Origin of the sequence: Pseudomonas sp. 43(2021), assembly GCF_017490805.1 — a bacterium.
Taxonomy (GTDB): Bacteria; Pseudomonadota; Gammaproteobacteria; order Pseudomonadales; family Pseudomonadaceae; genus Aquipseudomonas.
In genome coordinates this window covers 184,855-197,162 of record NZ_JAFGYJ010000006.1, presented here as the reverse complement: position 1 = coordinate 197,162, position 12,308 = coordinate 184,855, and the positions used below count along the sequence as shown (strand labels likewise).

The 12,308-nt window shown below is 64.7% G+C and carries 13 protein-coding genes; 7 read left to right on the top strand and 6 right to left on the bottom strand.

The genetic code is table 11. The features are described 5' to 3' along the window. Positions 1-84: 84 nt before the first annotated feature. From tusD to J5M71_RS07475, 6 genes are all read left to right on the top strand, one after another. Positions 85-477 carry a sulfurtransferase complex subunit TusD gene (tusD, locus tag J5M71_RS07500; protein ID WP_144173979.1) on the top strand — a complete coding sequence of 131 codons (393 nt, stop codon included), beginning with the start codon at positions 85-87 and terminating at the stop codon, positions 475-477. A gap of 1 nt (position 478) precedes the next feature. Beyond that, the gene (tusC, locus tag J5M71_RS07495) at positions 479-838 is read left to right on the top strand and encodes a sulfurtransferase complex subunit TusC (RefSeq protein WP_063912576.1); all 360 of its coding nucleotides are present in this window, start codon (positions 479-481) and stop codon (positions 836-838) included. Beyond that, on the top strand, positions 838-1,134 hold the full coding sequence (gene tusB / locus J5M71_RS07490) for a sulfurtransferase complex subunit TusB (RefSeq protein ID WP_207831205.1): 297 nt from the start codon (positions 838-840) through the stop codon (positions 1,132-1,134). The genes tusC and tusB overlap by 1 nt, the downstream gene beginning before the upstream one ends. Beyond that, positions 1,131-1,466: a TusE/DsrC/DsvC family sulfur relay protein gene (locus tag J5M71_RS07485; protein WP_025339766.1), complete on the top strand. Its 336-nt coding sequence runs from the start codon at positions 1,131-1,133 to the stop codon at positions 1,464-1,466. The genes tusB and J5M71_RS07485 overlap by 4 nt, the downstream gene beginning before the upstream one ends. Next, on the top strand, positions 1,463-2,467 hold the full coding sequence (locus J5M71_RS07480; RefSeq protein ID WP_207831203.1) for a glycosyl transferase family protein: 1,005 nt from the start codon (positions 1,463-1,465) through the stop codon (positions 2,465-2,467). The genes J5M71_RS07485 and J5M71_RS07480 overlap by 4 nt, the downstream gene beginning before the upstream one ends. A 92-nt stretch (positions 2,468-2,559) precedes the next feature. Further along, positions 2,560-3,519: a glutathione S-transferase family protein gene (locus J5M71_RS07475; protein ID WP_207831201.1), complete on the top strand. Its 960-nt coding sequence runs from the start codon at positions 2,560-2,562 to the stop codon at positions 3,517-3,519. Between the two features lie 33 nt (positions 3,520-3,552). Here J5M71_RS07475 and cysG read toward each other — a convergent pair whose 3' ends face one another. The 6 genes from cysG to J5M71_RS07445 form a co-directional block, all read right to left on the bottom strand. Then, the gene (gene cysG / locus J5M71_RS07470) at positions 3,553-4,944 is read right to left on the bottom strand and encodes a siroheme synthase CysG (protein WP_207831199.1); all 1,392 of its coding nucleotides are present in this window, start codon (positions 4,942-4,944) and stop codon (positions 3,553-3,555) included. Next, positions 4,945-6,225: a serine--tRNA ligase gene (gene serS / locus J5M71_RS07465; RefSeq protein WP_025339770.1), complete on the bottom strand. Its 1,281-nt coding sequence runs from the start codon at positions 6,223-6,225 to the stop codon at positions 4,945-4,947. Positions 6,226-6,255: 30 nt separating this feature from the next. Further along, positions 6,256-6,630 (bottom strand): fluoride efflux transporter CrcB, encoded by a 375-nt coding sequence (crcB, locus tag J5M71_RS07460; protein ID WP_207831197.1) that lies wholly within the window; start codon positions 6,628-6,630, stop codon positions 6,256-6,258. Further along, complete coding sequence (locus J5M71_RS07455) at positions 6,627-7,952, bottom strand: replication-associated recombination protein A (RefSeq protein ID WP_013973284.1); 1,326 nt, start codon at positions 7,950-7,952, stop codon at positions 6,627-6,629. Before J5M71_RS07455 ends, crcB begins: the two co-directional genes overlap by 4 nt. A 12-nt stretch (positions 7,953-7,964) precedes the next feature. Further along, complete coding sequence (lolA, locus tag J5M71_RS07450; protein WP_063912582.1) at positions 7,965-8,600, bottom strand: outer membrane lipoprotein chaperone LolA; 636 nt, start codon at positions 8,598-8,600, stop codon at positions 7,965-7,967. 62 nt (positions 8,601-8,662) lie between these two features. Then, positions 8,663-11,155 carry a DNA translocase FtsK gene (locus tag J5M71_RS07445; protein ID WP_207831195.1) on the bottom strand — a complete coding sequence of 831 codons (2,493 nt, stop codon included), beginning with the start codon at positions 11,153-11,155 and terminating at the stop codon, positions 8,663-8,665. A 440-nt stretch (positions 11,156-11,595) separates the two neighbouring features. On the opposite strand from J5M71_RS07445, the gene aat reads away from it, so the two are divergent. Continuing rightward, complete coding sequence (aat, locus tag J5M71_RS07440) at positions 11,596-12,276, top strand: leucyl/phenylalanyl-tRNA--protein transferase (RefSeq protein WP_207831193.1); 681 nt, start codon at positions 11,596-11,598, stop codon at positions 12,274-12,276. Positions 12,277-12,308: the final 32 nt, after the last annotated feature.

The following is a 12,308-nucleotide window of genomic DNA, read 5'->3' as shown; positions in this document are numbered from 1 at the left end:
GACAGAAAGCCCGCCCCGCCATGCACAAGCGGGCGCGGGCTTTTTTGCTTTATCATGGCACCATTCCTTTTGCATGAGTTATCCATGAAATTCGCTATCGCGGTGTTCTCCCCGGCCCATGCGCCCTCCTCGCGGCGCGCCTTGCGCTACGCCGAGGCGGTGCTGGCTGGCGGGCATGAGATTGCCCGGCTGTTCTTCTACCAGGACGGGGTACACAGTGCCTCGGCCAACGTGGTCGCCCCCCAGGATGAGCTGGATGTGGCCGGCCAATGGCGCGCCTTCATCGAAGCCAACCAGCTGGACGCAGTGGTGTGCATCGCCGCCGCCCTGCGCCGTGGCGTGCTCGATGAGGCCGAGGCCAACCGCTACCAGCGCCCGGCCGTGAACCTGCCCAAACCCTGGGAATTGTCGGGGCTTGGCCAGTTGCATGAGGCGGCGCAGGTTGCCGATCGCCTTGTCTGCTTCGGAGGCGACTGAAATGGCCAAATCCTTGTTGATCATCAGCCGCCAGGCACCCTGGAACGGCCCATCGGCCCGCGAGGCACTGGACATCGCCCTGGCTGGCGGCGCGTTCGATTTGCCGCTGGGCATGCTGTTCCTCGATGACGGCGTATTCCAGCTCGCTGCGGACCAGCAGCCCACCGCCGTGCAACAGAAGAACCTGGCCGCCAACCTGCAAGCGCTGCCAATGTTCGGCGTCGAAGACCTGTTCGCTTGCAGCCACAGCCTCGCACGTCGCGGCCTGGCAGCCGACACCCTGGCGCTGCCGGTGCAAGTGCTGGACGACGCGGCCCTGGCCGCACTGATCGCCCGTTTCGACCAGGTGGTAACACTCTGATGACGACCCTGCATGTAATTGCCCACTCCCCGTTCGGCGACGAGCGCCTGGCCAGCTGCCTGCGCCTGCTCGGTACCGACGACGCCCTGCTGCTGTGCGGCGATGCGGTGTATGCCCTGCGCAGCGGCAGCGAGCCGCACCGCCAGTTGCAAGCCGCCGGCCTGGCCCAGCGCCTGTTCGCCCTGGAAGAAGACGTGCAGGCCCGCGCGGTCGGCAACGAACTGGCCAAGGCCGTGGACTACGGCGGGTTCGTCGAACTGTCGCTGCATTACGACAAGGTCAACAGCTGGCTATGAATACCCTCAACGTTGGCGATCAGGCGATCGCCCTGGACAAGGACGGCTTCCTGGTCGACCTGCAAGACTGGTCGCATGCCGCCGCCGAGGCCTTGGCCGCACGCGAGGGCATCCCGCTGACGGCGGACCACTGGGAAATCCTCGAGCTGCTGCGCCAGTTCTACCAGGAATACCAGCTGTCCCCGGCCACGCGCCCGCTGATCAAGTACACGGCCCTCAAACTGGGCCCGGACAAGGGCAACAGCCCGCACCTGAACCGCCTGTTCAACGGCACTCCCGCCAAACTGGCCGCCAAGCTGGCGGGCCTGCCCAAGCCGACCAACTGCATATGACAGCACCTCGCCCGCTTACCCTGGAAACCCCCGCCGAACATCCGTTCGCCGAATTCGTGCGCATTCTTGGCAAAGGCAAGCGCGGCGCGCGCGGCCTGACCCGTGACGAAGCCCGCGTGGCCATGACCCTGCTGCTGGAAGACAAGGTCGAGGACACCCAGCTCGGTGCCTTCCTCATGCTGCTGCGGCACAAGGAAGAAAGCGCCGAAGAACTGGCCGGCTTCACCGAGGCTCTGCGCGCGCACTTGCAGGCGCCGAGCATTGCCGTGGACCTGGACTGGCCCACTTACGCCGGCAAGAAGCGCCACCTGCCCTGGTACCTGCTGGCCGCCAAGTGCCTGGCCAACAATGGCGTGCGCATTCTGATGCACGGTGGCGGTGCACACACCGCCGGGCGCCTGTACACCGAGCAGTTGCTGTCCTTGCTGGAAATCCCGCTATGCCGTGACTGGGCCGCCGTCAGCCAGGCCCTGAACCAGCAGCACCTGGCCTTCTTCCCGCTGCAGGACTGGGCGCCGCAGTTGCAGCGCATGATCGACCTGCGCAACACCCTGGGCCTGCGGTCGCCCATCCATTCGCTGGCCCGGGTGCTCAACCCGCTGGCTGCGCGCTGTGGCCTGCAGAGCATCTTCCACCCCGGTTACCAGGCGGTGCACCGCGAGGCCAGCCGCCTGCTGGGCGACCATGCCGTGGTGATCAAGGGTGATGGCGGCGAGATCGAGGTCAACCCCGATGTCATCAGCCACCTGTACGGCACCACTGCCGGCGAAGCCTGGGACGAGGAATGGCCAGCACTAAGCGAGCGCCGCCACGTGAAGCCGCCCAGCCTGCAGCCCGAGCAATTGCTGGCGGTCTGGCGCGGCGAGGCCGAGGACAGCTACGGTGAAATGGCCGTGGTCGCGACCATGGCGTTGGCCCTGCGCGGCCTGGGCCAGCACCGTGAGCAGGCTTTCGCAACCGCACGTGGTTACTGGAGCGCACGGAACCAATCGAATAACTAGATACTAAGGGGGCATTCTTTGCGCTAGTTATTCGAACGATTTCCCCTAGACTGGGCTCCAACGACAAACAACTTTGTTCCGAGGAGCTCACCATGGGCCTTTTGATCGACGGCCGCTGGCATGACCAGTGGTATGAAAACGGCAAGGACGGCACGTTCAAGCGCGAAAATGCCCAACGCCGCAATCAGCTGCCCGCTCCCGAAGCCGGCCGTTACCATCTGTACGTCTCGCTGGCTTGCCCATGGGCGCACCGCACCCTGATCTTCCGTGCCCTCAAGGGCCTGGAGCCCCTGATCGACGTATCTGTGGTCAGCTGGCTGATGCAGGACCATGGCTGGACTTTCGACCAGCAGCAAGGCTCCAGCGGCGACCACCTCGATGCGCTGCAGTACCTGCACCAGCGCTATACCCAGGATGACCCGCACTACACCGGCCGCGTGACTGTACCCGTGCTGTGGGACAAGAAAGAGAAACGCATCGTCAACAACGAGTCGTCGGAGATCATCCGCATTTTCAACAGCGCGTTCAATGAACTGACCGGCAATACGCTGGACCTGTACCCAGAGCCGCTGCGCCCGACCATCGATGCGCTGAACGAGCGCATCTACCCGGCGGTGAACAACGGTGTGTATCGCGCAGGCTTTGCCACTACGCAGGAAGCCTACGAGGCTGCCTTTGATGAAGTGTTCAACGAACTGGACTACCTGGAAGACTTGCTCGGCCGCAATCGCTACCTGGCCGGGGAATACCTGACCGAGGCCGATGTGCGCCTGTTCACTACCTTGGTGCGCTTCGATGCGGTGTACCACGGGCACTTCAAGTGCAACCTGCGCCGCCTGAGCGATTATCACAACCTGTCGAACTGGCTGCGCGAGCTGTACCAGTGGCCGGGGGTGGCGGGTACGGTGGACATGGAGCATATCCAGAAGCACTACTACATGAGCCACAAGACCATCAACCCGAACGGGATCGTGCCCAAGGGGCCGCTGCAGGACTTCAACCTGGCGCATGATCGGGAGCGGTTGGCAGGCAAGGGAATCTGGCAGGCTTGAGATTGTCAGGGCCGCAAAGCGGCCCCAACGATTTCAGCTGTTCTGCGAGCCTTCGAACCACGCCAGCTTGTCACGCAACTGCACCACTTCCCCAACAATCACCAGGGTCGGCGCATGCACTTCATGCTGGGCCACCAGCTCCGGCAGATCCGCCAGGGTGCCGGTGAACACCCGCTGATTTCGCGTAGTGCCCTGCTGCACCAGCGCCGCCGGGGTACTGGCCGCACGGCCATGGCGAATCAGCTCGGCACAGATGGTCGGCAAACCCACCAGGCCCATGTAGAACACCAGGGTCTGCGCCGGCGCCACCAGGTCATGCCAAGGCAGGTTGCTGGTGCCATCCTTCAGGTGCCCGGTCACGAAACGCACCGACTGGGCATAGTCGCGGTGAGTCAACGGAATGCCCGCATAGGCGGAGCACCCACTGGCCGCGGTAATGCCCGGCACCACCTGGAACGGGATGCCATGCTCGGCCAGCTCTTCGATCTCTTCGCCACCCCGGCCGAAGATGAACGGGTCGCCGCCCTTCAGGCGCAGCACACGCTTGCCCTGCCGGGCCAGATCGACCAGCAGGCGGTTGATCTGGTCCTGCGGCACGGCATGGTCGGCACGGCGCTTGCCCACGTAGATACGCTCGGCATCGCGCCGGCACATCTCGATGATCGCCGGTGCCACCAGACGGTCGTACAACACCACGTCGGCTTGCTGCATCAGGCGCAAGGCGCGGAAGGTCAGCAAGTCCGGATCGCCCGGGCCCGCACCCACCAGGTACACCTCACCACCCTGCTGCACCGGTGCACCGTCGACCATCGCCTGCAACAGGCGCTCGGCCTCGGCGCCCTGCCCGGCCAGCTGGCGCTCGGCAATCGGCCCCTGGAATACGGTTTCCCAGAAGCCGCGGCGCTGGTTGACGTCCGGGTACAAGGCCTTGACCTTGTCGCGGAAGCGCGCGGCCAGGCCAGCCAGTTCGCCGTAGGCGGACGGGATCCAGGCCTCCAGCTTGGCGCGAATCAAGCGCGCCAGCACCGGAGCATCGCCGCCACTGGACACCGCCACCACCAACGGCGAACGGTCGACGATCGCCGGGAAGATCACCGTGCACAGGGCCGGCGCATCCACCACATTGACCGGCAGGCTCAGCGCCTGCGCATCCGCCGACACCTGGGCATTGAGCCCAGGGTCGTCGGTGGCCGCGATCACCAGCCGGCAACCGACCAGGTCAGCCGCCTGATAGCCACGCACCAGCACCTCGCCGCCACCTTCCCGGGCAAGCGCTGCCAACTGGCCGTCGACATCCGGTGCCACCACCCGCAGCGCGGCGCCGGCATCGGCCAGCAGGCGCGCCTTGCGCAAGGCGATCTCACCACCGCCAACGACCAGCACGCGGCCACCCTGCAGCTTGTGGAACAGCGGCAGGTAATCCATTTAGCGGATGACCTCGACGCCGCCCATGTATGGCTTGAGCACTTCCGGCACACGGATCGAACCGTCGGCCTGCTGGTAGTTTTCCAGCACGGCAACCAAGGTACGGCCTACGGCCAGGCCGGAGCCGTTGAGGGTGTGCACCAGCTCTGGCTTGCCGGTTTCCGGGTTGCGCCAGCGGGCCTGCATGCGGCGCGCCTGGAAGTCGCCGCAGTTGGAGCACGAGCTGATTTCGCGGTACTTGTCCTGGCTGGGTACCCACACTTCCAGGTCGTAGGTCTTCACCGCGCCAAAGCCCATGTCGCCGGTGCACAGGGCCAGCACGCGGTACGGCAGCTCCAGCAGCTGCAACACTCGCTCGGCGTTGGCGGTCAGGCCTTCCAGGGCTTCCATCGACTTGGACGGCTCGACGACCTGCACCATCTCGACCTTGTCGAACTGGTGCTGGCGGATCATGCCGCGGGTGTCACGGCCCGAAGCACCGGCTTCACTGCGGAAGCACGGGGTGTGGGCAACCAGCTTCAGCGGCAGCTGTTTGGCGTCGAGGATTTCACCGGCCACCAGGTTGGTCAGCGACACTTCGGCAGTCGGGATCAGGTAGAAGTCGGCCTCGCCTTCGCGGCTGATCTTGAACAGGTCTTCCTCGAACTTCGGCAACTGGCCGGTACCCTGCAGGGCCGGAGCCTGCACCAGGTACGGGGTGTAGTGTTCCTCGTAGCCGTGCTCACCGGTGTGCAGGTTGATCATGAACTGCGCCAGGGCGCGGTGCAGGCGGGCGATCGGGCCACGCAGCACGGCAAAGCGCGCACCAGACAGCTTGGCGGCGGCTTCGAAGTCCAGGCCACCGCTGACTTCGCCGAGGGCGACGTGGTCCTTGATTTCGAAGTCGAAGGCCTTCGGTGTGCCCCAACGGCGCACTTCGACGTTGTCGTCTTCACTGGCACCGACCGGTACGCTGGCGTCCGGCAGGTTGGGGATGGTCAGCAGGATGCCGTCCAGTTCGGCCTGGATGCCGTCCAGTTCGGTCTTGCCGGCAGCCAGTTCATTGGCCATGCGCTCGACGTCGGCCATCAGCGGCGCAATGTCTTCGCCCTTGGCCTTGGCCTGGCCGATCGACTTGGAACGGGCGTTACGCTCGGCCTGCAGCTGCTCGGTGCGGGTCTGCACCGCCTTGCGGCGCTCTTCCAGTGATTCGATGCGCGCGACATCCAGGCTGAAGCCACGGGAGGCCAGGCGATCCGCCACTTCCTGAAGTTGGCCGCGTAACAGTTTGGAATCGAGCATATCGTTCTCTCGTTATGTGTAGGTGTTGGTTCAGAATCGGGTCAAGGACAGGCCGGCCCAGGTCGCGAGCAGCCCGCCCACCACGCTGATACCGGTATAACCCAAAGCCAGGGGCACTTGCCCGCTTTCCAGCAGGCGTACGGTATCCAGCGAAAAGGAGGAAAAAGTCGTCAGGCCGCCGAGGAAGCCGACGATCAGCCCGGCGCGCAGCTCGACCGGCACGATCGGCTTGTGCAGGAACAGGCCATAGAGCAGGCCGATCAGCAGGCAGCCAATCAGGTTGACCCCCAGCGTACCGAGATAGAAGTGCCGTGGCCAGTGGGCAGCCACCCAGTTGGTGGTAGCAAAGCGCAACAAAGTGCCGGCAATACCGCCCGCGCTGACGGCGGCAATCAGTGCAATCACGGTTTTCTCCGCTGGCGGGGGCTGTTGCGGTCAAGGTCGGCCAGGTGGCGCAGCTTCTCGCCAATCTTCAGTTCCAGGCCACGGGGCACCGGCTGGTAGTACTGGCGCGGCTCGAGTTCCTCGGGGAAGTAATCTTCGCCGGCGGCATAGGCGTCGGGCTCGTCGTGGGCATAGCGGTACTCGTCGCCATAGCCCAGTTGCTTCATCAGCTTGGTCGGGGCGTTGCGCAGGTGCAGCGGCACTTCCAGCGAGCCATGCTCGGCGGCTTCGCGCAGGGCGGTCTTGAAGCCCATATACACTGCGTTGCTCTTCGGTGCACAGGCCAGGTAGGTGATGGCCTGGGCCACCGCCAGCTCACCCTCGGGGCTGCCCAGGCGCTCTTGCACATCCCAGGCCGCCAGGCACAGGCTGAGCGCGCGCGGGTCGGCGTTGCCGATGTCTTCGCTGGCCATGCGCACCACGCGGCGGGCGATGTACAGCGGGTCGCAGCCGCCGTCGAGCATGCGCGCGAACCAGTACAGGGCACCATCGGGGTTGGAGCCGCGCACCGACTTGTGCAGCGCGGAAATCTGGTCGTAGAACGCCTCGCCGCCCTTGTCGAAGCGGCGGCGGCTGTCACCGAGCAGGCTCTGCAGCATCTCGACGTCGATCTCGCTGCCGTCTTCAGCCAGGTCCGAGGCGTTCTCGAGGAAGTTGAGCATGCGCCGGCCATCGCCATCGGCGGCAGCCATCAGCATCTTGAAAGCGTCATCGCCAACCCGCAGGTTGCGCTTGCCCAGGCCGCGCTCTTCAGTCAGCGCGCGGTTGACCAGCTTGCGCAGCGCCGCCTCGTCCAGGCTCTTGAGCACATATACCCGCGCCCGCGACAGCAGTGCGTTGTTCAACTCGAACGACGGGTTTTCGGTGGTGGCGCCAATGAACAGCAGGGTGCCGTCTTCCACATAGGGCAGGAAGGCATCCTGCTGCGACTTGTTGAAGCGGTGCACTTCGTCGACGAACAGGATGGTACGGCGGCCGTACTGGCCAGCCTGCTGCTTGGCCACCTCGACCGCCTGGCGAATTTCCTTCACCCCGGCCAGCACCGCCGACACCGTTTCGAAGTGCGCATCGCAGAACTGCGCCAGCAACCGCGCAAGGGTGGTCTTGCCCACCCCCGGCGGCCCCCAGAAGATCATCGAGTGCAGCGCACCCTGCTCCAGCGCCTCGCGCAGCGGTTTGCCGCGCGCCAGCAGATGCTCCTGGCCAACGTACTCGTCCAGGTTGGACGGGCGCAGGCGAGCGGCCAGGGGCTGGGCGACGGGTTCGCTTCGAAACAGGTCCATGGCGAGCTCTGGTTACTCCTTGATGACGTCCGCGCCTTTGGGGATGTCGAACTTGAACTTGCTGTCCGGCACCGCCTGGTTGGCCTTCACGCCATTGAACAGGATGTTGGTGCGCTGGCCGACGCTGTCGATCAGTTGCATGTCATTGATCAGGCCTTTGCGGAACGACACGCGCAGCGAGTCGAACAGGGTGTCCTTGGTTTTCGGCTTGAGGGTGAAGTCCATCACTTCGCCCTGCTCCTTCGAGCTGATGTCGAAGCTCTGGCTGATCTTCGACACGTCACCGGACAGCAGCAGCGCCGGGGTCTGGTTCAGGCGCACATCGAGCTTCTTGATGGTGGCCTGCTCCAGGTCCGGGTCCCACAGGGTGACGTTCTTGCCATCGGAGACCACCACCTGCTCCTGCGGCGCATCGGTGTGCCAGTAGAACAGGCCCGGGCGCTTGACGGTCATCTTGCCGGAGGTTTCCTGCAGGCTGGTGCCGCCAGCGTCCAGGGTCAGCTGGGAGAAGTTCGCCTCGATGGTCTGCGACTTTTCCAACAATTGGGTCAGGCGTTGTACATCTTGCTCACCGGCATAAGCCGAAACGGTGGCCGACACAGAAGCCGCGGCCAGGGCAGAAACCAACAGCATGCGAATCGCGCGCATGGGAATCCTCATCGAGCATTGAAAAGGCCGGACGCCACCGTTGGCGCCCGGCAAGGTGTTCATCAGTCGCGCGGGCCACCCGGGGCAATCACTTCCCGCGAGCCGTTGCTGTTCATGGGGGTGACCACGCCGGCCATTTCCATGGCTTCGATCATGCGGGCGGCGCGGTTGTAGCCGATCTTCAGTTTGCGCTGCACGGCCGAAATGGATGCGCGGCGGCTTTCCAGCACGAACTGCACGGCCTCATCATACAGGGCGTCGCTTTCCGAATCTTCGCCATCGCCACCGCCGCCGCCGCCTTCGAAGCCGCTGCCGGCCTCTTCGACACCATTGAGGATGTCGTCGTTGTAGTCCGGGGCGCCCCGCAGCTTCCACGCTTCCACCACGCGGTGCACCTCGTCGTCGGAGACGAACGCGCCGTGCACGCGAATCGGCAGGCTGGTGCCCGGCGGCATGTACAGCATGTCACCGTGGCCCAGCAGCTGTTCGGCACCACCCTGGTCGATGATGGTCCGCGAGTCGATCTTGCTCGACACCTGGAACGCCATGCGGGTCGGGATGTTGGCCTTGATCAGGCCGGTAATCACGTCCACCGACGGGCGCTGGGTGGCGAGGATCAGGTGAATACCGGCCGCACGTGCCTTCTGGGCGATACGGGCGATCAGCTCTTCGACCTTCTTGCCGACGATCATCATCATGTCGGCGAATTCATCGACCACCACCACGATGGTCGGCAGGGTTTTCAGCGCAGGCGGCTCGTCGTCCATGCTCTCGCGGCGGTACAGCGGGTCATGGATGATTTCGCCGGCTTCCTGGGCGTCCTTGATCTTGCGGTTGAAGCCGGCCAGGTTACGCACGCCCATGGCCGCCATCAGCTTGTAGCGCCGCTCCATTTCGGCCACGCTCCAGCGCAGGGCGTTGGCGGCGTCCTTCATGTCGGTGACCACCGGGCACAGCAAGTGCGGGATGCCTTCGTAGATCGACAATTCGAGCATTTTCGGGTCGATCATGATCAAGCGCGCGTCTTCCGGGCTGGACTTGAACAGGATCGACAGGATCATCGCGTTCACACCCACCGACTTACCGGAACCGGTGGTACCGGCCACCAGCAGGTGCGGCATCTTGGCCAGGTCGGTGATTACCGGCTTGCCGCCGATGTCGTGGCCCAGGGCCAGGGTGACCGGCGATTTCTGCTCGTCGTACTGCGGCGTGGCCAGCACTTCCGAGAAGCGCACCATCTGCCGGTTTTCGTTGGGGATCTCGATACCGACGGTGGTCTTGCCGGGAATGACCTCGACCACACGCACACTGGTCACTGCCAGCGAACGCGCCAGGTCCTTGGCCAGGTTGGCGATGCGGCTGACCTTCACGCCGGCGGCCGGCTGGATTTCGTAACGGGTAATCACCGGGCCCGGGTGGATCGAGTCCACCGTCACTTCCACGCCGAATTCCTTGAGCTTGATTTCCAGCAGCTGGCCGACACCGGCCAGGGATTCCGGCGAGTACTCGATCTTCTTCTGTTCGGCCGGGTCGAGGATGGAGATCGACGGCAAGGTGCCCTCCACCGCGCTGTCGACGAACAGCGGTGCCTGCTTCTCCTTCATCACCCGCTTGCTCGGCTCCGGCGCCCTGGCGGGTGTCGGCGGCACGATCATCGGAGCCGCGGCAGGTTGTTCGCGGGAGATTATCGGCTCACGTGGTGCCAGCGACTCGCGCGGTACCACAGGCTCGCGTGACAGGGTGGGTTCACGCGGCTCGACTGGCCGGGCAGGTGCCTCTTCACGTTTGAAAATGCGCTCGCGCAGCGCCGGTTTGGCCGGCTCACGCTTGTCGGCAGCCATTGGCGCGGCCTTGACCACCACCGGTTCATCCTCGCGCAGCTGCGCCTCCAGGCGCTTGCGCTCGTTGCGTGCTTCCCACCAACGGTTGGCGGCGCCCTGCACCAGCTCGAACAGGTCGAGGGTGATCTTGCCGGTCAGGTCCATCACCTTGAACCACGACAGGTCGGTGAACACGGTCAGGCCGAACAGGAACAGGGCAATGAACATCAGCGTGCTGCCCTGCACGTTCAGCAGGTTGCGCGCCAGGTCGCCCAGGCTCTCGCCGAGTGCGCCACCGGCCGAGAACGGCATGCTCGCCGGCGGGTGGAAATGGATATGCGCCAGCGCCGCACCAGACAGCACCAGGAACACCAGGCCGATCAACCGCCAGGAGAACAGCCAGCCGCTCCAGTCCCAGGGCTGGTGGCGTTCGCGGAAGATCTGCCAGGTCTTTATCGCCAGCAGCAGCGGGAAGATGTAGGCGAAGTAACCCAGCACCATGAACAGAATGTCGGCGAAGTAGGCACCGGCACGCCCGGCGGCGTTCTGCACCTGGTCGACGTTGCTGGTGTGGCTGAAGCCCGGGTCCGACGTGTCGTAGGTCAGTAGCGCCATCCACAGGTACAGGCACAGGGCGCCGACTGCGATCAACGCACCTTCCTTGAGGCGATAATGCAGCTGCTGCCGCCACAGGGGGACGGGCAAGGGAGCTGGAGTTGCGGTGGATTTCTTCAAAACGCGTCTATTCCTGCGCGTGCTGCGCGTCCAATAGTGATCGGCCGACGGTGCGGCCAATGAACCACTACTTTTAACATTACTGCCCGCCCACTGCCATGACGGCACGCCGTAAGGAGCTTGAGTGGGGGCGACTTTCGTATACCTGCAATTTGAGCACGCATTGTCTTCTGTGACAAAGGCTTATGCTGTGTTTTTGCACAGGTGTGACAGCAAATGTAGCGGATGGTGCCTGCGGTTTCATGAATGTGTAGGAAATTGCCTATTTTCATCGCCTGTGCCGGCCTCTTCGCGGGCTTGCCTCCCACAGGTATTGCAACACCCCTGAAGGCAGCAGGGCCCCTGTGGGAGCGGGTTTACCCGGAAGGGGCCACACCCATTGACCCTGCCATGCGCGCAAGCCATGCTGAGCCCTCCCCTCCCCCACCGCACGATAGACCATGCTCACCTGGCTGACCCGCGACTCGCTTGCCTTCCCTCCTCTGGAAAAGGCCCTGCACGACCCCAACGGCCTGCTCGCCGCCGGCGGCGACCTGAGCCCCGAGCGCCTGGTGCAGGCCTATCGCCATGGCTGTTTCCCGTGGTACCAGGACGGCCAGCCGATCCTCTGGTGGTCACCCGACCCGCGCACGGTGCTGTTCCCTGACCAGCTGCACGTGTCGCGCTCTCTGGCCAAGCTGATGCGCCAGGGCCGTTACCAGGTCAGCTTCGACACTGACTTCGCCGCCGTCATCGCCGCCTGCGCCGCGCCGCGTGACTACGCCGACGGCACCTGGATCACCGACACCATGCGCGCCGCCTATTGCGAGCTGCACCGGCGCGGCATCGCCCATTCGGTAGAGGTGCGCCGGGACGGCGAGCTGGTCGGCGGCCTGTACGGCCTGGCCATGGGCCAGCTGTTCTTCGGCGAATCGATGTTCAGCCGCGCCGACAACGCTTCCAAGGTCGGCTTCGTGACCCTGGTCAACCACCTGCGCCAGGCCGGTTTCGTCCTCATCGACTGCCAGATGCCGACCCACCACCTGCACAGCCTGGGCGCCCGCGCCATCAGCCGCGCCGAGTTCGCCGGTTACCTGGCACGCCACCTCGACCAGCCCAACAGCGCCACATGGGTTCCCTAGGCGAGTTCCCATAGCTGGCTTACACTTAAAGC